The sequence below is a fragment of the Pseudocolwellia antarctica genome (assembly GCF_049933045.1).
In the GTDB taxonomy this organism is placed as follows: domain Bacteria; phylum Pseudomonadota; class Gammaproteobacteria; order Enterobacterales; family Alteromonadaceae; genus Pseudocolwellia.
The window spans coordinates 1,955,940-1,979,041 of sequence record NZ_CP187926.1; the positions used below are offsets into that span (position 1 = coordinate 1,955,940).

At 35.9% G+C, this 23,102-nt stretch carries 18 protein-coding genes and 1 tRNA gene; 4 read left to right on the forward strand and 15 right to left on the reverse strand.

The features are described 5' to 3' along the window. Positions 1–45: 45 nt before the first annotated feature. Complete coding sequence (locus ACPUVN_RS08460; RefSeq protein WP_426370441.1) at positions 46–723, reverse strand: tRNA-uridine aminocarboxypropyltransferase; 678 nt, start codon at positions 721–723, stop codon at positions 46–48. Between the two features lie 141 nt (positions 724–864). On the opposite strand from ACPUVN_RS08460, the gene rrtA reads away from it, so the two are divergent. Continuing rightward, on the forward strand, positions 865–1,458 hold the full coding sequence (gene rrtA, locus ACPUVN_RS08465; RefSeq protein ID WP_426357040.1) for a rhombosortase: 594 nt from the start codon (positions 865–867) through the stop codon (positions 1,456–1,458). Positions 1,459–1,623: 165 nt separating this feature from the next. Here the strand turns inward: rrtA and ACPUVN_RS08470 are convergent, their stop codons facing one another. Continuing rightward, a complete protein-coding gene (locus tag ACPUVN_RS08470) occupies positions 1,624–4,200 on the reverse strand; it encodes a prolyl oligopeptidase family serine peptidase (RefSeq protein ID WP_426370442.1) in 2,577 nt (858 codons plus the stop codon). 14 nt (positions 4,201–4,214) lie between these two features. Next, positions 4,215–4,874: a riboflavin synthase subunit alpha gene (locus ACPUVN_RS08475; RefSeq protein ID WP_426357038.1), complete on the reverse strand. Its 660-nt coding sequence runs from the start codon at positions 4,872–4,874 to the stop codon at positions 4,215–4,217. A 242-nt stretch (positions 4,875–5,116) separates the two neighbouring features. On the opposite strand from ACPUVN_RS08475, the gene ACPUVN_RS08480 reads away from it, so the two are divergent. The 3 genes from ACPUVN_RS08480 (at position 5,117) to ACPUVN_RS08490 (ending at position 8,060) form a co-directional block, all read left to right on the forward strand. Further along, positions 5,117–6,448: an MATE family efflux transporter gene (locus tag ACPUVN_RS08480; protein ID WP_426370443.1), complete on the forward strand. Its 1,332-nt coding sequence runs from the start codon at positions 5,117–5,119 to the stop codon at positions 6,446–6,448. A gap of 127 nt (positions 6,449–6,575) precedes the next feature. Continuing rightward, positions 6,576–6,652 (forward strand) — tRNA-Val (locus ACPUVN_RS08485). A gap of 166 nt (positions 6,653–6,818) precedes the next feature. Further along, entirely contained in the window at positions 6,819–8,060 is a 1,242-nt protein-coding gene (locus tag ACPUVN_RS08490) for an integrase domain-containing protein (protein ID WP_426370562.1), read from the forward strand. A gap of 139 nt (positions 8,061–8,199) precedes the next feature. Here ACPUVN_RS08490 and ACPUVN_RS08495 read toward each other — a convergent pair whose 3' ends face one another. The 12 genes from ACPUVN_RS08495 to ACPUVN_RS08550 form a co-directional block, all read right to left on the reverse strand. Continuing rightward, complete coding sequence (locus tag ACPUVN_RS08495) at positions 8,200–9,348, reverse strand: hypothetical protein (protein WP_426370444.1); 1,149 nt, start codon at positions 9,346–9,348, stop codon at positions 8,200–8,202. Between the two features lie 213 nt (positions 9,349–9,561). Beyond that, positions 9,562–10,245: a hypothetical protein gene (locus ACPUVN_RS08500; RefSeq protein ID WP_426370445.1), complete on the reverse strand. Its 684-nt coding sequence runs from the start codon at positions 10,243–10,245 to the stop codon at positions 9,562–9,564. Positions 10,246–10,582: 337 nt separating this feature from the next. After that, the gene (locus ACPUVN_RS08505; protein ID WP_426370446.1) at positions 10,583–11,674 is read right to left on the reverse strand and encodes a tyrosine-type recombinase/integrase; all 1,092 of its coding nucleotides are present in this window, start codon (positions 11,672–11,674) and stop codon (positions 10,583–10,585) included. A gap of 48 nt (positions 11,675–11,722) precedes the next feature. After that, positions 11,723–11,920 carry a hypothetical protein gene (locus ACPUVN_RS08510; RefSeq protein ID WP_426370447.1) on the reverse strand — a complete coding sequence of 66 codons (198 nt, stop codon included), beginning with the start codon at positions 11,918–11,920 and terminating at the stop codon, positions 11,723–11,725. Between the two features lie 333 nt (positions 11,921–12,253). Next, entirely contained in the window at positions 12,254–12,451 is a 198-nt protein-coding gene (locus ACPUVN_RS08515) for a helix-turn-helix transcriptional regulator (protein WP_426370448.1), read from the reverse strand. A 202-nt stretch (positions 12,452–12,653) separates the two neighbouring features. Further along, positions 12,654–13,463: a hypothetical protein gene (locus ACPUVN_RS08520; protein ID WP_426370449.1), complete on the reverse strand. Its 810-nt coding sequence runs from the start codon at positions 13,461–13,463 to the stop codon at positions 12,654–12,656. Further along, positions 13,454–14,638, reverse strand: coding sequence for a hypothetical protein (locus ACPUVN_RS08525; RefSeq protein ID WP_426370450.1), 1,185 nt, complete (start codon positions 14,636–14,638; stop codon positions 13,454–13,456). Before ACPUVN_RS08525 ends, ACPUVN_RS08520 begins: the two co-directional genes overlap by 10 nt. 100 nt (positions 14,639–14,738) lie before the next feature. Then, positions 14,739–16,562: an ATP-binding protein gene (locus tag ACPUVN_RS08530; RefSeq protein ID WP_426370451.1), complete on the reverse strand. Its 1,824-nt coding sequence runs from the start codon at positions 16,560–16,562 to the stop codon at positions 14,739–14,741. Continuing rightward, the gene (locus tag ACPUVN_RS08535; protein WP_426370452.1) at positions 16,559–17,698 is read right to left on the reverse strand and encodes an SIR2 family protein; all 1,140 of its coding nucleotides are present in this window, start codon (positions 17,696–17,698) and stop codon (positions 16,559–16,561) included. Before ACPUVN_RS08535 ends, ACPUVN_RS08530 begins: the two co-directional genes overlap by 4 nt. A 692-nt stretch (positions 17,699–18,390) precedes the next feature. Then, on the reverse strand, positions 18,391–19,890 hold the full coding sequence (locus ACPUVN_RS08540) for a tryptophan halogenase family protein (protein WP_426357036.1): 1,500 nt from the start codon (positions 19,888–19,890) through the stop codon (positions 18,391–18,393). A 25-nt stretch (positions 19,891–19,915) separates the two neighbouring features. Further along, on the reverse strand, positions 19,916–21,433 hold the full coding sequence (locus ACPUVN_RS08545; protein WP_426370453.1) for a tryptophan halogenase family protein: 1,518 nt from the start codon (positions 21,431–21,433) through the stop codon (positions 19,916–19,918). Continuing rightward, on the reverse strand, positions 21,430–22,944 hold the full coding sequence (locus ACPUVN_RS08550; protein WP_426370454.1) for a tryptophan 7-halogenase: 1,515 nt from the start codon (positions 22,942–22,944) through the stop codon (positions 21,430–21,432). Before ACPUVN_RS08550 ends, ACPUVN_RS08545 begins: the two co-directional genes overlap by 4 nt. Between the last annotated feature and the right edge of the window lie 158 nt (positions 22,945–23,102).

The following is a 23,102-nucleotide window of genomic DNA, read 5'->3' on the forward strand; positions in this document are numbered from 1 at the left end:
GTGAAATCATAACTTTCCTTATTAATGAACGACTTGATTAATGAGCTAATTGTTTGGCTTAAACGACAATTGAAAATCATTAAACTGGCTAAAACTATTGAGTAAGGGTTGGTATTTATTTGCATCATTCTCTAATAAGAGTAACGCGTAAGTACAGGCTTCTAATGAAGATAAAGCCTGCTCTTTTTGAGTTTTTCTAATACGGTAATCACCTTGAATATGATCAGGTAATGTTAAATGAGGAATATGGTGTAAAGCCTCATTTAGCATGTACATTTTATATGATTTCTTCCATGTACCATCGATCAAAATAATACACTTAGGTGAGCGTGCATTATTGTTCTCAGTGTTCTCAGAGTTCTGCTTTTTAGCTTTATCTGCATCAAGCGTATTTGAATCTGATACCGCACAATCTTGTACCGAAGGATCACACTCAGTTGAAGCAATAACTTCAGCGTTTTCACTTGGATATAAAAGTACTATATCATTTTCATAGCGAGATAGAATATCAACAAAGGCTTCGTTGCCCGAAAAATTTTCACCTATAATAATGTCACAATTTGTTAATGAATTAGCCAACAAAGTTACGGTACCTTTGGTTTGGCTTACTTCAGTTGGATGCTGAAGCACAACAACATGGATCTCATTATTAATTTCGGTAAATAAATGACAAATACAACCTACTTTTGCCCTTAAACACACACTGCAACATTGTCGTTTCATCGTATTAGTACTTTAATTCCACATAACACCCATTCATTCACAGGCGTATTTTAAATATAATAGGTATACTATCAAATTAATTTCCCCTTACTGTATTCATTCATACAAAAAGAATACTAAAAATGAACCTAAAAACTTTATATGCTCACTATTAAATCACTTCCTATAAAAAAGCATCAAGTCGCCCTGCCTTTGTTGGTTATAGTTTTATCGACCTTAGCTTTTTTCTTCGACTCAGACGCTTTACCTTTTAATCGAGATTTATTTATACAAGGTGAATTTTGGCGAGGTTTTACTGGGCACTTTTTACATACTAATTTTAATCACTACGCGTTAAACATAAGCGCTGTGGTTTTACTGTGGGCATTACATGGGCAATATTATAACTTTCTCAATTACTCAGTAGTTTTTGTTGTATCTGCGATCACTACAAGCTTTGGTGTTTACTTATATTCACCTGAAATTACCCAATATGTTGGTTTGTCTGGCGTTTTACATGGCATATTTATATGGGGAGCGATCAAAGACATTGAGCATAACGATAAAACAGGCTTCATCTTACTTATTGCGGTTATTGGTAAAGTAATACACGAGCAAGTTAATGGCGCCAGCGACAGTGTTACATCACTTATCTCTGCCAATGTAGCGATAGATGCGCATTTATGGGGAATGTTTGGTGGCATGTTCATCGGCGTGTTTAGCTTACTGCGTTATTATAAATCAGGAAAAGTATAACTCGGTTCATTCCTCTTTCAGTTCATGCTTCTACAGCTTCATCTCTTTAAAAACCTGCACTTTTCAAAGCTCATAAAAAAGCAGCCATTACAGCTGCTTTGTTTCAATCTTCTTTGTTTTATTTAAAGCTAAGTTAAGCTAACGCAAACTTAGTTCAAGTTCAGCTTAAAGTGTTGTTTCAAACAATTTGAAGATCCTACGATACTCATTTAACCAAGAGCTTGGTTGTATAAAACCATGTGGCTCTACAGGATATATCGCCGTTTCAAAGTCTTGTTTCTCTAACTCAATTAAACGTTGAACCAAACGCACGGTATCTTGAAAAAACACGTTATCGTCAATCATAGGTGCATTAATCAACAATGGCTTTTGTAACCCTTCAGCAAAATAAATCGGTGAACTACGCTCGTAAGCAATAGGATCATCAAAAGGTGTATTCAAAATATTAGAAGTATAACCATGATTATAATAAGCCCAGTCAGACACTAAACGTAAAGCCGAACCCGACTGAAATAGATCAGGCTGGGTAAACATCGACATTAAGGTTAAAAAGCCGCCGTAAGAGCCACCATAAGTACCTACACGGTTGCGATCTACATTAGCATTATCTACTAACCAGTTAACGCCATCGCGCATATCTTCAACTTCTGGCTTACCCATGTGTCTATAAATCGCAGTACGCCAATCTCGTCCGTAACCTGCTGAAGCTCTGTAGTCCATATCAATCACAACATAACCTTTTTGAACCAGCATGCTGTGGAACATATATTCTCTAAAATAACCAGACCAACCTAAATGAGAGTTTTGTAAGTAACCGGCTCCATGAGTAAACATAACAGCTTTATTTTTACTTGTAGACGAATCATAACCTTCAGGTAAATACACTTTAGAATAAACTGGCGCCGCTTGATGACTAGATTCAATAGCCACAACACTTGGCATAGACCAAGGCATAGCTAAAAATTGTTCTGAAACCGTATACGTTAAACGTGTGGCTTCAGGAGTAGCATCTACTGTTTCAACATAAAGCTCAGGAGGCATATTAATAGTTGAATGAGAAATAAGTAACTTAGTGTTATTAGGACTTAACTGATAATAGTTATCGCCGCCTAAGTCAGTTAACTGAGTAATATCAGCTGAATCTAAAGCTAATTCATAAATCTCATATATGCCAGGATGTTTGATATTCGCACGGAAAAATAATGATTGCTCATCGCTAGCCAAAGTTACATCATTCACCTCAAACTTACCTGACGTAAATTGCTTAGCCTTGCCGTTTAATGGCTTAACGTAAACATGCGAGTAACCCGACTCTTCTGATAAATAATATAAAGCATCGTTACTTTGTGCCGTATCAACTGATGCTTTGTTTAACCAACCAAATTCATTAAACGACCAGTTGATCCAAGCATTGTCATGTAATCTATGTTGAGAAACGAGTTTCTTAGCATCAAAGTCTATTGTTGCTAACCATCTGTCTTTGTTATCCCATGCTTCAAATAAAACTGCGACATTGTCACCGTTTTTATTCCATTGAATAGGATTATTCGCTTCCATTACATGAATGTATCGCGCTGACTTCTCACTTTTGTAGGTATGCCCTTGTGCTTTGTAGTTTTCTTTACGCACACTCGCTAATACATCTTCATTAAATCCTGGTAGCGCATCAAAAGCTAAATACTCTTTAGTACCATTGGTAATATCAAGCACATACATATATTCATGATATTGGCTGTTAGCTGAAACTCGGCTGCGTGCTGGTATGATTGAAATATTACCTGAATCAGAAATATAGTTAAGCATTACATCGCTGCTTTCAGCTTTACCATAAATGCTGTCGTCTTTATCCGTTACACTCACCAGAATTTTAGTGCCTGATGGCGATAAACTCGCATGCACAACTTTTAAATCTTTACTGAAGTAAAAGTTAGTTTGTGTAATAGATTTATTATTTACACGAAAATCACGCTTTTGGTCTTTTTCTAACTGAGCATTTTTCGCCTGCAAAGCCACATATTGGATCAGCTTGTTTTGTTCTTTCGCTAAATAGCCATCTTCTTTAGTCGTTTGGCTACTATCTTCGTTCATCACGATGTTAGCGAGTTCTTTAATTTGTTTGTTTTTACTGTCAAAACGATAAAAAACATTATCGACTCTATACGCCACATCGCCGTTTGTTAAAAACATAGCATCGCTTTCAACAGCTGATGTATAAGTTAACTGATGCACATTGCCTGTCGCTAAGGTTTTAACAAACACATTACCCTCAAAGGTATACACTTCTTGAGTTTTAGCGTCGTTAAGCACTGCATTTTGATCTAACACTTTATGTAACTCAGCTAAATTTACTTTTTCAGCGCCTTTGTTTGCACCTGAAATAGGCTGTACAAATAAATCGCGTAAATTATTACCTTCGCGCTTTTGCTTATAAAACAAGGTATCGCTGTTATCGCCCCAATACCAAGATTCAGCCTGACGACCAAACCAATCAGGATCAGACATAATTTGCTCTAACGTAATTTCTATCTCTTTGCTGTTCTGATCATTATCAGAAACACTGTCAGCATTAAGGTTTGAATCTACGCTGTCACTATGTGGAGCAGCTGAATTAATTTGTGCAGCATTAGCAATAACGCTTTTATTGTTTGTTTCTGAAGCATTGCCTGTTTCAAGTAAAGTAGACGTATTAGCACACGACATTGAAACAGCACTTAATACCACAGTTAGTAATGTAAATTTCATTCTTTTTCCATAATTTATTGTGTGATGTTTAAATGGCTTAGATTTAAGCGCTCGATTGTTTTCACAATAGTGATAGTTTGCTGATCAAATTCAAGATTCACAGCATCACTCACATTCAGTTTTCCTAAATTTGTACGGCTCAGCGTTTCAGGAATTAAATGCACACTGAAACAATTTTTCTCTATGCCACCTAGCGTCATAGTTTCAACTTTTCCAACCGTTAAGCTTGCGCCATTAACGGTAATAAAACCTTTATCAAAAATGTACTTTAACCAAGCGGCCGCACATTCAAAATATAAAGTCGTATTTGTAGGTGTTTCTTGTTTTTTTATCAAGGTAGATTTGTATTGAACGTGCCCACTAACAATGTGACCACCAATTTCATCGCCAAATTTTAATGAACGCTCTATATTCACCCAAGAGCCAACAGATAAATCTCCTAAACTTGTAACGCGTAACGTTTCTGCGATCACATCAAACGCTATAGCGTAAGCATTATCAAGGTGTTCGTGGAATTCCACCACAGTTAAACACACACCGTTTATCGCAATGCTCGCGCCTATTTCTAAGTGAGAAACAAGAGAAGGCGTTACTGAAATCATTAATCGACTTAACTGATTTTCAGTATTTATAGAAATAACTTCAGCTTGAGATTGCACAATACCTGTAAACATATATGATCCATGAAATTTATTATAATTCGCATAATATCAAACTCTTCTTAAAGAGATAAGGTTCAAGACATAAGTACTCACAATATAGTACTTTTATCGAGTTACTTTTTGCGAATTAACTTTTAAAATAAGCCCCTCAAAAGGCACCTAATTAAATACGAATAGCAACCTCAACAACATAAGCACCGAGACATAAACACTAAATGAATGTGACCAAATTTGTACTAAGCACTAAAAGCTTAATGAAACTAGCTTACCCCATTTTAATTGCACAGCTAGTGCAAACCTTAATGGGTTTTGCTGATACGGTAATGGCAGGTAGAGTAAGTCCTACAGATTTAGCTGCGGTAGCCATAGCAAGTAGCGTTTGGTTACCTATTGTATTAACTGTATTTGGGTTAATCATGGCACTCGCGAGTATAGTGTCGCAGTATGCTGGTGCAAATAAGTTTGAAGACGCGGTTAAAGCTACTCATCAAACAGGTTGGATTGCTGCCATTTTAGGTATCTTGTTTATTGGCTTATTCTTTATTGTTGCGCCAATAGCACAAAACAGCATAGACCTAGAGCCTACATTCAAAACGTTAATATTTGATTACCTTAGTTACATCATTTGGGGAGCGCCAGGTTACTTCTTATACCTAGTATTACGTAACTTCTCAGAAGGTTTGTCTCATACCAAGCCCACCATGATTATTAGCTTAATAGGCTTATTGGTAAACATTCCAGCGAACTATATCTTTATTTACGGTGAATTTGGAGTACCTGCATTTGGTGGTGCAGGTTGTGGTATAGCCACAGCACTAGTTTATTGGTTAATGTTTGTATGTACTTTGGTATACACCTACTTCGCCAAAGCTTTTGCTCATACGCCGTTATTCGCCAAGTTTTATGCACCTAGCTGGTCACAAATAAAAAACATATTATCGATTGGTGTACCTATTTCACTGTCGTTATTATTTGAAGTTAGCTTATTTGCTGTAGTAGCAATAATTTTAGCGCCCTTTGGGCCCACAGTTGTATCAAGCCATCAAATAGCGCTTAACTTCTCTAGTATCGTATTTATGGTGCCTTTATCTTTAGGTATGGCTGTAACGATTAAAGTAGGCTTTGCTGTTGGTAAAAATAGCTTTGCAGAAGCTAAAGAACTTTGTAAGTACTCCATTATATTAGGTTTGATTATTGCCGTATTTACCGCAGGCTTAACACTTATGTTTCGCACCCAAGTATCACAAATTTACACCAACAATATAGAAGTTATCACCTTAGCATCGAGCTTAATGTTTTTAGCTGCCCTATTTCAGTTCTCAGACGCCATACAAGTTATTTCAGCTGGCGCTTTAAGAGGATACAAAGACACGCAAGCCATTTTATACATCACCTTCTTTTCATATTGGATAGTAGGATTAAGTGTAGGGCTAATATTAGGCCTAACAGATTGGATAATTCCAAGCATGGGCGCTGGTGGTTTTTGGGTAGGCTTTATTACAGGTTTAACGTTAGCGGCTATATTACTTGGCTGGCGCTTAAAAATAGTACAAAACCGTATAGCGTTAGCGCAAGTTGCTGCTTAAATAATCATTAAACTCTATATTTTAATGTGAAATCAACAAACTGCTTGCAACTAACAAAACACCTCGCTAACATATCGCCTCGTTCGAACACACTATATAACTTATATAGTTAGTTGTTTAAACAAAAGCTCGCTTAGCTCAGTTGGTTAGAGTACTTGCATGACATGCAAGGTGTCACTGGTTCGAGTCCAGTAGCGAGCACCAAATTAGGGTTTAATAACCCACTAAAAGAACCCGAAAAGCCTTTAATATTAAGCTTCTCGGGTTTTTTTATGTCCTAAGCTATTTTATGCCGTTCTTTGAAATCCACGCTTTTTAGTAGTACTGTCAGTAGTACCAGTTGAAAATACAACAAAGCGGTACTACTAAAATGGCTAGAGGCGTTACTCCACTTACTAACACTGAAGTAAAACAAGCAAAACCTAAAGATAAGCTTTATAAGCTCGCAGACGGTGGCGGTTTACAATTAAGAGTTAAGCCGACTGGCTCAAAGTCTTGGTTATTTGATTACTTTAAGCCTATTACTAAAAAGCGTAGTTCAATGGGCTTTGGTACTTACCCTGAAGTTTCATTAGCTGAAGCTAGAAAAAAACGTGTAGCCGCAAGAGAGCTTTTAGCCAAAGACATAGATCCTAAAGAACATAAAGACGATAAACATCGTGAACAATTACTCTACGCCAGCAATACCTTTAAAAGTGTCGCTACCGATTGGTTTGCCATTAAGAAGACTACTATTGCAGAAAATACCGCTAAAAGCTTATGGCGTAAGTTTGAAAACCATGTGTTCCCCAAACTAGGTCACAGGCCAATAGATAAAATTTTAGCACCTGAAGCTATTGAAGCATTAAAGCCGTTGGCAGCAAAAGGTAACTTAGAAACTACGGGTAAAATCATCGGTCACTTAAACAATGTAATGGATCATGCAGTTAATACGGGGATATTACATCATAACCCTTTAACGGGTATTCGTAGCGCATTTCAAACAGCCAAAGCTACCAATATGGCAACCATTAGACCTAATGAACTTGGTAAGCTAATGAATGATATTAGCTACGCTAGTATTAAGCTAGTAACTCGGTGTTTAATCGAATGGCAATTGCATACCATGACCCGCCCTAGTGAAAGTGCTAAAGCTCAATGGTCTGAGATAGACTTTGAAAATAAGCTTTGGACTATACCAGCCGAACGAATGAAAATGAGACTAGAGCACAAAGTCCCTTTAACACCTCAAACGATTGAAATATTAGCCCGATTAAAACCACTCAGTGGAGACAGAAAACATTTATTCCCTTCTTATATCGATCACCACAAGCATTGTAATGTTGAATCAGCAAATAAAGCATTAAGTCGTATGGGTTATAAAAACAAATTGGTGGCTCATGGCTTACGTGCTTTAGCTAGTACAACGCTAAATGAACAAGGCCATGATCCAGACGTTATAGAAGCCGCCCTATCCCATGTAGATAAGAATGAAGTACGTAGAGCTTATAATCGTGCTGAATACCTTGAACGTAGACGCGTACTAATGTGTTGGTGGTCAGATCATATTGAAGGAGCAGCAACGGGTAAAATATCAAAAACTAATAATATTAAACTGTTTAAAACGGTATGATCATTATGCAGACATTAGATAATAAGCACTAAATAATGCTTCAGATTAGGTTTCGTATACCAACGCCTAAACAACAGGCTTAAAATTGTTGGCTAGAATAAGCGACGAAGGACAAAAAACCAACTGATTTATGTCCTTGTTAGGCAAATGACGTATAGGTTTGTCTTGATACAAGGGAACCATCATTGTGCATACAAACCATTTCACCACTTTCAATATCATAGTTATTTTGTGTTAATTCGTACGCAGAAAATAGTTCTTTATCAAGGGGGATTTCTGCAAATGGATTGTAATAAACATGCAAACCATCTAAATGACTTTCTATATGGTGTGACGAATCATATAAATGCATATCTGATCCACAAACTAAATCACCAACAGGAAATCGCATAGAAAAGAGATCATTACCTTTACCCAACTGAGTATGTGAGGTACCTAGATTTTTTACACCTTCTGTTTCTATAAAAACAGAGCGTTCCATTTGTCTATACTTAGTTGCCCGAATAAAATTGCTAATACCACTTTGGACAACTGCTTTTCCGAACATCCCTGTAGTGGAAAAAATAACTGCACTTATCTCTTTATAACTATCATTTGTAAAAATACCTAAATCAATACGTTTGCCATTATGATTTATAATATGGGTTATTTTTTCACTTACCATTTCACTCGGGCTTTTACCTGTAGGTGGGTTTATGCCATAAAGTACTCTATTGATAGCCATATTGTTTTGCGTGAAAGATAAATGGTTATCAAATGGCGCCACTGCAATTACAAATGGATTACCCTTAACCCACTCTGACGATGAATAAGGATATTTTTTATTCTTTGTGCCAATAAATAGGTCTTTTTTGTCTTTGATCTTTCCAATCAATTTTATGGTTGACTGGTCTAAAAAATATTGATTTTCAATAGCAACAGACTCATTAAATGATTTTAGAGTGTAGTACTCTTCACTTTCGTTCGATTGATTATTAGCTGTGACTGCTTCTACGTTAATATACTTTCCTGATGGGTGCTTTAAATTAAAGTCAGGACTTTCGTGTGAATAGTCGATCTCAAATCCTAGTTCAACAAACGATTTATTAAGATATAACTCCCAAAGAGAAGAGTTAAAGGTAGTTTGAAACTCTTTGATGAATTTATTTGCTTCTTGTTTCCTACCTAAAAGACCTGTTGACCATTCGTTAATAACAGCCATTGTAGGCTTATAACTTTCCTCTCTAATTATCCTTTTGAATAATGGATGAAGCCGACTTTCTTTTACCAAAGGTGTGAATAAATCCATAAAACTCCCTTAATTTTAAATGCACACTAACATAGAGTTTCGCCTAACGAGCCTGTTAACGGACGAAATTCTTTTGACTAAAATGTTGAGGAAAGAATACAGCCAACTGTATTTTTTCCCGCTTTCCCAACAGCCGAATAAGGTGACGACTGCGCGACACCTATTATTATTTTTTATGCGTGTTTGTAGTAACTAGTCTTCAGTTTCATTTGTTCAATCTTTTTTTTCTACTGTCCAACTAGACATTTTATTCTGTTCAGATTCAAATTTGGAAACATGATCCCAGTAAAACTTCCAATGAGCTTTATTTGGCGATTCAATAATATCTTCAACTATTGCGCTAAGCTTATCAAATGCCACTTTATACCTATATAACTCAACAACATCCAAAGAGTTTATCTTTGAAGTCATTTCAGTATTAATTGAATCATTTTCTCTATTTAAGGATACTTTCCACTGCCCATGTGCAACTTTATTTCGAATTAAACTTGGTTCTTTAATGTAAGTATCTATAAGCCTATTAATTGATTGTTTAATATTGGGAATATGACTTGAGCGTTTTGATGATATTTTCCTTGTACCCAATTTAACACTTTCATGCCAAGCTTTGATTATATCTTTTTTTCCTGCAGCTTTGATTTGATTGATTTCTAGGCCGTTAAAGCAACAAGGAGTGTGGATTAACTTAGAAAATGTAGCTTCGGCATATGCACTAAATACTAAACCTAGCATTCTTGTCTGCAGGCCAACTAGCATTAGGTCGTCATTACGGTAAGCACCATTAATTGTTCTATTAATATGCTTCCAAGCACCATTGAGTTCTTTTACATTTTGAGTTTGAGCTTCGAATATTTTATGTATTTCTTGAGGGGACATCACTTTTGGTTTTTTTGCCACTTAAAGCTCCAATTCAAACTAGACAAAATACACTAAATCTAATGCATTTTGTCTAGCCGGAATCGAACCGACAACCTCATACATCAGAGACGTATGCGCTCTACCAAATTGAGCTATAGACGCCGCTAAACTTTACATTTAGCGCCTAGAAAAGTCAACTTAATTGATAAGATGAAGTGTGTCAATATGAGAATGGTTGATAAGTGCATAAATTTAGATTATGTAAACTTTTCAGTAATATGAGAAAATATATGGCAAATATATTTATTGCTAATGTCACCTTAGCGTATAATTTTGACATTGCAGTTACGGACGCAACTGCAATGTCTTTTTACTATTATTTATCCATCATTTTTTTAAACATTTTCTCAAATGCTATTTGCATTTCAGGGCTTTGATCAGTCCTTGGTTGATTAAGTTTTTTAATCAACTCTGCTTGCCTATAATCAGGCACATCTCCATAACTATACAAAGTAGTTAATACGCCAGCATGCCCTAAGTTTTGGCTCCATGCTTTAAATTCTTCAGGGCTTTGGCACAGTTGCTCGCCTATTCTAACTAAGGTGTCTCTAAAGCTATGTGGGTTAAAATATTGCACCCCTGCCTTTTCAAAAGCACGTTTAAATAGTTCACGAATAGGGTTAGCGGTAGACCAGTGTTCTTTTAATAAACCACAAGCACTAAACTTCTTATCGTTGGTATTGGCTACTTTAGTTTTAGGGAATAGCGGATCATCATGGCTAAATAACAATTCTGTTTTTAAGTGTTCTACCCACTCAGTTAATATCTGAACTGGCAATTCACCTACAGGAAAAAAGTAAGTAGTGAATGTCTTACTAAACTTGGTTTTAACTTCCCTTGCATCCTGAAACACTGAACCATTGACTAAATCAACATGCTTAATTTTAAATGATGTTATTGCCGTATCTCTTGCCCCTGTTAATAAAGTAAATGCCATTAACGCCCTATTCCGTTTTTCAATGTCTGTAGTACTAGGCATATTATTGAGCACATGAATTATTTGCTCTAGTGTCGCGACGGGTTTTTTACGTTTGGCTCCAGCAATTCGCGTATCTTTTTCTGACAGGTTAAAGTAATCAGCATCTGTATAATTAAAACGTGATTTATAGCCTGTTTGTTGCGCCAGCCATTGAAAGAAAACCTTTAAATGATTACATGTACCATTGATTGTAGATTTACTTAAATTTTCACCTGTTTTTAAACTTTTCTGTGTCAGTAAGTTATTTTTAAACCCTACCGCTTGATTAAAGTGAAAGGCTTTAAAATCTTTAAATTTATTGTATTGTTCAAAGCGAATTATAGCTTTAGCAATACAGTCAATTGATGCTTCGCTATGACGCTTTGCCTCCTTCATAAAAGTAAAATATTTACGCTTCATTCTTTCATTATTTATATTGTGGTTTGTCATGCTGATACCTTCATTATTTAAAGCACTGTTTACGGGGTTATTAAACAACTAACCTAATCGTTTTTGTTGCAACGGTAAGATCACCGCGAAATGTCGCTGTAATACACCTAAGTCAGTTAATTTAAAGTATCTATTCATTGATGAATGACAAACATTGCAGCTTGCTTTTATCCGTCCATACCTTGAATTTTCCGTTTCAAAAACAGTTGAATCTTGAAGTGGATTCCTTGGTGATCTGCATTTCATGCAATAGATTTCACCTAACTCACAAGGGCGCTTATTAATACATCTAAGGTCTTTAATAAACTGTTTTAAATCAGTACCTAAAATAATATACGGTCGTTGGTTATCAATCCGCTTTAACCCTCTTCTAAGCCACGTTTTAACAGTGCTTTTATGCACCTCATAAAGTAAGGCTATTTCACTAACTGAATAATTTCGGTTAATTTTGCATTTGTTTGGGTTATATCGCTTAGCCATAAATCCCCCAGAGAATAATGAATAAAAAATACAGCTCTAGCGGTAAACATTGCATGCACCGCATAAGTTTAAGTATTACTAAGTTCAGGCTATTCATAATTAAGCCTCTGCGCTTTTACTAGCTGCTATTTTATCTTCTAGCCATTGTTCTATATCGGCTTCAAGCCAACCAATGGCACGATCCCCTAATGATATACTTTGCGGAAATTCTCCCTTGCTCATGCGTAAATAAATACTGCTACGTGATAAACCTGTTTTATCTATTACTACTGGTAAACGATTAATTTTGTTAGACATGTTAAGTACTCTTAGTTGTGCAATGAATGAACCGAGAGCTTAACGGGGGGATTTAGGGGATATAATGCGGGCATTAAACACACGCAAGCCACGTTTAACATGGCTTTAATAATTTATGTTTTTTTAGCTGAATTGTTTTTTTTGGCGCTAGAGCATAAAGGATGGTGTGTTCTGTCGGGGGAAAGTTTTCCCCTAACTTTCGTTAATTTTTTAAAATTCTTGTGATATTTGCAGCACTTCCGCCCTGTGCAATAGGCATTTTTGATATTTGATAAGCGTACCAGCCTTTAGTTTTTTTAGGTTGATTTGGTTTATGAGGGTTTTCACGTTGAAGCTTTTCGTACTCTTCTTGCCAGCTTTGATACATGGCTTGAGTTTTAGCTTTTCGTAATTCTTTTTTATCAATATTTGGACTGTAATTTTTAGTGGCTGGCGGTTGTTTAATATTGAGCGCATGTTCTATTTTATCTCTATCAAGCAAAAGCTTGTCACCTTCAAAATATAAAAGCTCATTAATAGGTAATATACTTTGATTAACAACCAGTGTTAGCGGTTCAACATTTAAAACAACACTTTTACGCCCTGCTTTACTTGATAACGCACCTAGTGAAATGCTCTTTTGATCAGCTTTATAGCTAATATCAGAAGATAAACCCAATAATTCAGCAATAAGTACCGCCAGTTGTTTAATGCTTATTTGCCACTGTTTAAGCTGTTCAGGCGGTATTGTCATTCGTCCCACTTGCTCATGCATAATTGGATCTTCGCAAACAGCATAATAACGAGTTTTATTAGGGTATGAATGTGGTATTACATCAAGAGTACAATTTTTTTCACAATATCTGCATTGAATGTTCTTTGCTGTTGAAATTGGCGTTATCAGCTTATTGTCCAGCATTAAGGTAAATGCTTGCTCTTGCCATAAGTTAACCGAAAAGCAACTTAAAACAAGCTTATGGCTCTTTAGCGTTAGCGAGTTTAATAGCAATAATAAAACTTGATCTACATGCATGGTAAGCTCAAGTTTAATGGCAGTGCTTCAATGCCTGAAGCGGCTAAAATTTCACTAATTAATATATCGTCATCACTACAGCCTAAGTTACATTTATCAGGCATTGATATTGATACAACTTTAGCTGGTTTCGTTCTCATAGCATTAGGCTTAAAAAATACTTTTAACTTTACGGCACTAATATATTCAGTTTGAAAGCGTATTTTTAACAATCTATCACGTACAGCGTCTTTATTTTTATCTGGGGATATACACACTGTTACATGGCTTGAAGGGTTATTTTTACATGTAAGCTCTGCTGATAATATTTGAACTGTATAAATATCTGATTCATTGGGAATATCAAACTCAAAGCCAGCTTCAAAAATAGGTTCAAGATCATAGCTTTTATTTTCAACGTAGGGAGTAAAGTTAGTTAATTTAGCTTTTAAAATATATAAAGCAAAAAGCTCTTGTAAATGAGGAATGTTTTTAGCGTTTTTCCTTGCATATAAATCTAATGTTGCCGTGTGTTCACAATATACAAAAACTATTTCAAAGGCCATTTGATGCGGTAAACTTTGTAAGTCATTATCAACCCACTCTATAGCTGTTTTGGCAAAGTCTTCAGGGAAAGCAAAAAAGTAATCATTTTTTCCCCGTTTATAGTGATCAATTTTACACTGTTTACCACGTCCTTCATTCTTAAAAAAATATTCACCTATCGCTTGAGCTAACAATTCAATATCGTTATCACTAAAATGTTGTTCTAATATTGGAAGTTGATTTATTTTTGTCCAATAAGATGAAGGGATGATTCTAGTTTGATATAACATTGACGCACCTTGCCAATATTCAGGGCTATCAAGGAACGCCCACATTGCTTTACCATGTAAACCAGAAATTGCTTGTAAACTATCAATAAACTGGTGGTTTACAAATTCTTTAGCTTCTTCAATTAATGAAATAATGCCAGCATCAGTGGCTAAAGCATGAACTTTTTGAAAGTCTGAATCTATTCTATGGCGGGTATCATCACTTAAAGTTAAAAATGCTTCAAAAATAGTATCTGCATTATTTTCCTTTATTGCATAAAGATCTAAAGGGAAATCAATCTTGTTTTTTTCGAAGTATTGAAGCAAAAATATATTGTACACATTTCTAAAAAATTGCTTTGGTGAATACGGCTCTGCCATCCAAGTTCCTTTTGTTCAAAATTCAGACACAACAAACTGTACCAGTTAACACCTCATAGGAAAAGGTAATCGCTTAATCAACTTAGCATTATTTAATTAGTTAAAGGAAAAACTTAAATGTTTTGCTATTGGGTTGATCAACTTCGTTAAGTTCTTTTATTTTAAGTTTCAATGGAATTTGAGTAGAGATACCACTAAAAATACAAACTCCCGTTGGCAATGTAGGTATGGATTCTTCAGTTATTTTATCGATGTATGAAACAGCTTTAGATATAGCGCTTAGATCACGTTCATTAACTAACCTATGGATAAAGTAGTTATGTGCTTGCGACGTTATTGTATTCGAAATATCGTTAGGTCTTTGACTAGATATTGTTAAAAAAACTCCAAACTTCCTACCTTCTTTGATTATTTCCTCAAATGTTTCTAGCCTGTGATCTTTCCAGCTCTCCGTTTCTCTAAATGATTCATTTGAAAGAATATTATGCGCCTCATCTATAATAATATTTAGTGAGGTGTTATTACGAGAACCTTTTTTCTTATCATACTCAGTCTTAGCAACAAGAAGTGGTATTAGCTTTTTAATGTCAGTATTTGTTTTATCTAAAGAGATTACAACAAAGTTACCTCCGTTCCAAAAGTCTTTATCCGCGCCTGAAAAATCTAATACTTTATCAAGATATTTTTGCTTTTGTTTTATCTTGCCTATAACAGGTCGGACATGCTCATTAACAGCTTTATCAAAAATTAAATCTTCCACTAGCTGAATGTAAATAAAAGTTAAAAAGTTATCAAAATCATTATTACCGAGCGAGAACTTACTTATAAAATTAGCGAGTGTAGTTTTATGTATGTTATCGCTATTAGTATTATTTACCCAGCCATTATTAGTTGTATTTTGAGCATTAACTTTTACATTACCAGAAGAGTACATTTCTAAATCTTTGGCTATATCATCATCGCATTGAAGAATGGAGTGGAAATAATTTATAATAGTATAAAATTTCGCTTTATCAGATATAACTAAAAGATTGGTTAGCTGTGAATTTAAAATATTTCTAGTATACTCATTTGGATCTTGGGCACCTTTAACTTTACTATATTTTTTTAGTGCCCTATCTAAAAATGGTTTTTGAGTTTTTTCTGTTGCTTCACATATTATTGATAATACTTCAAGATCCAATATCCCTTTACCTGATAGAGGAATACGAGAACCTCCTTTACCGCTAGTTTTCAAATCATAAACGTGTTTATTCTCTGTAATACAAGTATCTGCCGTATATTCACCATTAAAGTCAAAAAGTAAAAACTTACATTTTTCAATAAAGTTTGACTTACCTAATTGACCCTCAATAGTTGAATAAGCGGCTTTATAAATAGATGTTAATGTATTAGATTTCCCACTCCCTGTATTACCAAAAATAGCCATATGAGTATTCATTAACCCATCAATAGGTAATGATATTAAAAGATTATCTGAATGAGTTTCAGCTATATTTATCGATTTATTTTCTTTAACATCACCAATATTATGAATTATTTTAATTTTATCAGAAGTTAGTACGTAAGCTTCATTACCTATTAGAGGTAATTCAGTTGAACCACCAATAAATTTATTCTTTCGGTTAATAAAGCCTGATAATGAAATAGTTAGAAAACGTTGATAAGTAGCGATAGTTTCATTTGATGAATAAGGTTTATTTTTGTCTTCTATTATTTTTTCACCTTCAACTTTACCAATAAGGCTAATAAAGCCTTTTCGGATCTCTATAAAGCTGCCAACCGAAACATTTTTAATAATTGTACCGTTGTAAAATAACTCTGAAAGGTTTTTATTTTTATCAACTCTTACAGAAATAACTCGCCCTTGGACTTCGCAAACTTCGCCTACCTTTAGTACTGAATCCATTACTTGATTATTCAAGATGACCTCTCAACACTTAAATAACAGCTAATAGCTTCATTAAATTGTTCAAAACAAAGTGTTTCGTTCTTTTCAGGGAAAATAATATCAACATTATTATATCGGTCAAATATTTGAATCAAGCTCTGTGAGGCTGCTTCATCATAAGCAAATATCATAATTTTTAAAGTAGAATTTCTTAATGCTCTTTTGGTAAGATCTAAAATGTGTTCATCAGCAAAGGAAAAACCAAAGGCAACGAGAGTTGTTTGCTCTTTATCAAGCTCATTAGAGTAGAGGCGCATTAAATCATAATATGTATGGTTTAATAACACTGTTTTGAATTTCTCTTTCTTAGGAAATATTAAAGTGTACTCATCTACCAGTTTCTTTTTCTGCTCTAAATCAATATCTTCATAAATCCCCTTGTGTTCAACATTATAAACTATCTTATCTTTATTCTTTTTTTCTTTACCAGACTTCCAAGATAAAGAGCCATGCATTTTAATTAAGTTTAAAACAGGTAATTCAACTTTATAGTCATAGACTGCACTTGATTCATAAAATACACGACTAAAACTTCTTGTATCATACTGATACTCATTACACAGTGAAGATCTATTCTGAAAACCATCGTTAAGCACAACCCCTTTATGTTTTAACGCTGCTTTCTCAACAAAAAGATCATAATTGGTGGTAAATATATTAACTTTTTTGGGTAATAGTTGGGTTTTTCGTTGTTGTAACATAAGCAGTAAATGAGAAACTAATGTCTCATATTGAATTAGTACATTTTCTACTTTAATACTTAATGGCACATTTTCTGTTGGTTGATATGGCCTGTTAGTAACAACCTGTTGAGTTTTTTCACTAGTCAACAATGGTAGAACTGGCTCAAAAATAGGGAAACCATGAATTAATCGATTTGTAGGTTCTTGTACTTTACCAATAAAGTCATATTCCAACTCCAAGGCACCTTCTATATCACCTTTATCATATAGCTCTTGTAGCTTAGACTCAATATCACCAGCTACTGAAATAGCGGGATTGGAAGCACCCGAACCAAGTAATATATTTATATTTGAAGATTGAAAAACTCTTGCCATGTACTCAATGAAATATTCATCTTTAGGTAGAAACTGCTTAAAGTTAGCCATATAAATCCTTTTTATCTGAATAGCCATACTAACTGACTGATAAATTAAATAAAACAACAGATTAAATTATAATGACCTGAGGGTATATAACGCTGTAATATCTAGCTTCGAGTAATTTAACCACTTAGAATATTTCTAATTGCAGAAGAAAATTATTGTAATAATATTTACTTGTGCTTTAAGCTTTGATTATCCATTTTGTAAACATTACAAAACAGCTAAAATCTAACATAAAAATAGAGTGACTTTACTTTTTAGTAGTACCAAAGGTAGTACCGATAAAAATACAACACTACAAAACTTATAATTAACAATAAGATATCAGCCAGAGACGAGTCCAGTAGCGGCACCAAATCAGGGTTCTTAGAACCTAAAAAAACCAGAAACTCTTTAGTAATAAAGACTTCTGGTTTTTTTATGTCTGCTGAATATCAATATTATTATGTTTGATTTATCTTTTTAGCGGTACTAAAAGCGGTACCAGACAAATCAAGTAACCTGCAGTACTCCTTAAATACATCAATTCACCTTATTTTCGGTTAAGTATTTAATATCTAACCACTCACACGATGCATAGTAATTACTTTTCCGTTGCTCAGTTCGAAACTATATAGTTTTCACTGTATCTTAAATAAACATTCTCGCTAGGTACCCGGTAAGGATGCAAGTTCTTTGAAACCCAATTTGAAAAACTAAGGTAGCTTCGCTAAAAAATCTTCATGCGATGGCATGATGTTTAAGCATTTTTGTGTCACGGTATGAATTTCTGTCATACGCCTTTCCATCTCTTTTTCTTCTAACAAATTGGCGATAGGATGATAACGTTGAGGGTGAATACCTTGACCATTAAATATCGCAAACCAGCTACTATGATTAAAAAACTCTTTGTCTTCACTGTACAAGCGCGCATTTTCCTTATAAATAGCGATGCGCTTCTCTAAAGACAAAGGTATATCCATTTCCCGCACATAGTTCCAGAACGGGCTGTCGTTACGCGTAGTGGCTTTATAGTGCAAAATCAATAAATCTCTAACCTGCACGTATTCCTTATGAGTGGACGCGTTATAGAAATCAATATCGGCTTGATTAAATAACTTATCTGGGAAGTTAGTCATTAACCTTGCAATAGCCGTTTGTATTAAGTGAATCGATGTTGACTCAAGAGGCTCTAAAAAACCAGCAGCAAGACCTATCGAGACCACATTTTTGTTCCACGGCTGCTTTCTAATACCCGTTTTAAACTTCAGCTTGCGCGGTTCAGAGATTGGCTTGGTATCAAGGTCTTTATTTAAGCTTTCTATTGCGTCGTTATCACTTAAAAATTGGCTTGAGTATACATAGCCATTTCCCGTTCTCGATTGTAGTGGAATACGCCACTGCCAACCTGCAGTTTTAGCCGTCGAACGGGTATATGGAGGAAGCTCGGCCATACGTTCGCTCAGGCGCGTGACTGCACTGTCACAGGGTAAATAATGTGACCAATCTTCATACCCCGTCTTTAACGTTTCCTCAATCAATAATCCCTTAAAGCCTGAACAATCAATAAACAAGTCACCTTTAATACATTCGCCATCTTCCAATGTGACCGATTCAATATGGCCAGTGCTTGCTGCTTGGGTGACGTTAACAATTTTACCTTCGGTTCTAGTAACTCCATTATTTTCGGAAAAATCTCGTAAAAACGCAGCATATAATGCCGCGTCAAATTGAAACGCGTACGAAAGCGCACTTAATGGACTACCCTGCAACTCAGTGCGTGCACGCATGAATTTGCCTGCCTTGGCTGCTTGAATCTGTAGATTAAATTCGTCGATAGGTTTGGCAGTACCCGATTTTTGTTGGCGTAACCACATATGATGAAAATGAATACCTTCCATATCCATACCATAAGGGCCAAATGAATGAAAATAAGACTCACCAATTTTATGCCAGTCAACAAATTCTATCCCGTATTTGAAGGTCGCATTTGTTTTTTTAATAAAACTATTTTCATCAATGCCTAACAGCCGATTAAAATACTGGATATGCGGGACGGTGGCTTCACCCACCCCTACTGTGCCTATCGATTCAGATTCGATTACTCGTATATTTATTTTTTTACTACCGAGTAGTTTCGACATGCCTGCAGCTGACATCCACCCTGCAGTTCCACCACCGACTATGACGATATCTTTAACATCCATACCTTGCATAAAATTACCTGTTTAAAATTAGAATTTAAATCGAAGAGCTAGCATAGTTTTTTATAAACTCGGCATGTGTTGGCATTTTTAAGCTTGTTTGCTGCATTGCTCGTTGCATACTTTGTAAGCTCTTTTCAATGTTTTGTATCGGCACCCCAAGCAACATGGGTTCAGCTGTTTCGGGGTAGATGTTTTGTCCCATCATCACGGCTACCCAGCTAGACGTTGAGAATAACTCGTGGTCATCTCTGAATACTCGTCCAGCGCACTGAAATAATTCCATTTTGTGTTGCAGAGAGTCAGGTATCGACATGTTTTTACAATAGCGCCAAAATTCGCTGTCTGTGCGTTGTGTCGCTTTGTAATGCAATATAATAAAATCTCTAACCTGATGAAATTCACGAGTCATTAAACGGTTATATTCTTCTACTACCTTAGCGGCGGGGGTTAAAGACGGATATAACGAAATAAAACGGCTGATCCCCTGTTGAATTAAGAAAATAGAAGTCGACTCTAAAGGTTCTAAAAAACCACTAGCAAGACCAATTGCCACACAGTTTTTGTGCCAGAATTTATCTCTACACCCTGTGGTAAATCTTAGGGTACGTGGGTCAGAAAGTGCAGGAGCATCAAGCCCTTGCATTAGAACATCGCTAGCTTGCTGATCATCCATAAAATCAGTGCTATATATGTGGCCATTTCCAGTTCTATGCTGAGTCGGAATACGCCATTGCCAACCAGCAGTTTTGGCCATCGACTTAGTGTAAGGGAGTAATTCACCCCGCCGTTCACTTGGAACCGCTTGAGCACTGTTGCATGGCAGCCACTTTGACCAATCGTGAAAAGGTACGCCCAGTGTTTCGCCTAATAACTTAGATTTAAAACCCGTGCAATCAAAAAAGAAATCACCCTCAACACGCTCATTGTTTTGCATAACAAGTGCAGAAATATTTTCAGTTTGCTCATTAAGTAAAATTTGATCGATACGCCCTTCTATTCTTATTACGCCACGCTTTTGGGCGTAGTTTCTTAAAAACAAAGCGTATGCAGTGGCATCAAAATGGTAAGCATAACCAATTTGCGATAAAAGCGAGCGAGGATTATCGTTAGGTAGTGCAAACTTCATACTTTTAGCGGCTACCGCACACATGCTGTATTCTTCTAAATTATTGGTGTTACCAGCTAGCCTGGTATGTAGCCAATATTGATGAAAATCAATACCGTTCATGTCTGCGCCGTGGTTACCAAATGGATGGAAGTATTTGTCGCCAATTTTACCCCAGTCTCTAAACTCTATGCCCAACTTAAAAGTCCCGTTGGTAGCTTTTAAAAACTCCGCTTCATCAATGCCCAACATACGATTGAAGCTTATAATATCCGGAATGGTCGCTTCGCCTACACCAATCGTTCCTATTTCTTCAGATTCTACCAGTACAATTTGTACGTCATCAGCCCTTAGCATGCTTGAAAGTGCCGCTGCAGACATCCAACCTGCTGTTCCGCCACCAGCGATAACAATTTTTCGGATACGATTGGGTGATGACTGATTCATGACTGCCTCTTTAAATAATTCAAAAACTTTTGTGTATATAGTGAACAGGATGGCATTTTGGGCACCATAGCTGCTATTGCATTTTTTGACTGTAATAAATGTTGTTTAACATCTGAATTGTCGATGTTGTCGCATAAACTATCGAGGCGTCTTGGAAAACGCTGCATACCAAAGTGAAGTATTACCCAGTCTTCGGTATTAAAAGGCTCATAGTCGTAGGAAACCATTAATCCACGGTGCAAATATTGTGCTAATTTTCTGTCAAGTAATGCCTGCGTATCACTGGCATCATCACTAGCAAGAAACTGATTTTTCGTGGCATGCTCATGTTGTAAAAAATGCCTTGTATCGGCCAATGCCAAGTTAAATAGTCTGCCGTGTTGAACGTCTAACCGATAGCGCCGATTGTACTCTTTTTGTTCAAGGCGCATATTATTCGAGAGTGGAATTAGCACTAGAAGGCGTTCGACATCAAGCTTAAGCAATCTAAACGGTGCATTTGAAAATGGCTCAAGAACAGCTGCACTCAGGCTGATTGCAACACAATTACCTACCCAAGCTTGCTCTTTTTCACCAATATCAGCGCTAATTGATGCAATGGTGTTGGCAGAGATTTTATTATCTGCCGACGTATCTTTAACATTAACAGCCTGTAATATCTGACTAGAATTTTGTAAATAAAGCGTCGACTGCCAAGAATCAGCATGACCTGAAACTATGTTACATGGTTTCATCTGTGTGTCATTTTCGTTAGTTAATAACGACAGGTTTATGTGCGAATGCACGGATTTTTTCACGCCTAAAGCGCTCATTAATTTAGCGTCAGTGCCCGAACAATCAATGAATAAATCAGCCTCAATACTCGAGTCATCATCTAGTCGCAAGCTAGTAATATGCTCATTCGCAACTTTGACGTCTAAAAGATCTGATTGAATCAGTTTTATTTTTCTCTGCTTAATCTTATTTAGCAAAAACAGTGCATAGTTTTGATAATCAAAATTATAGCCATATTCAGCTCTAGACAATGGTGAAGCTGGTTGATTTTGCGGTGGATGAGCAAACTTTTCATGCAATACAGATTGGGCACCCACCAAGTAATCTTGCAAGTTTTGTTCATGCTTTAACAGGACCTGATGGAAGTCCATACTGTACTGCGAAGTAAACGGCAAACTAAACGCTTGCACCCAGTCAAATTTTTCTCCAGTCCAATTTTTATAATAGGTACCAAACGAAAAACTTGAATTAGTTTGTTGCAGTAACTCTGGCTCAGAAATATCCATAGCCAAATGAAGGTTATAAGCATCAGGCGCAGTTGTACCACCATACAACAAATCACTATGCGCTTGGTCTGCAGGTAATATCAGTGAAAGCGACACTTGATCTGCAAGTGTGTTATGAATTGTCAGAGCAGATACAAAAGCAGCAATACTATGACCATATATCACTATATCTAGGTTTTTGGGATTCGACGTACTTGCGGCGTTGACCTCATGCACTTCATTTTTAATCATTTACAATATTCCTTACTACATCCCTTCCGATACTCAAAATTATTAGAATTATAGAGTGCCAGTACATGAATGAGACACCATGAGCTTAGACCTACTAAATGATTAGGGCGAAGGAATGTAGCCGCCAACTTAAAAGGTAGAGGAGTAGTTTCAAGGAT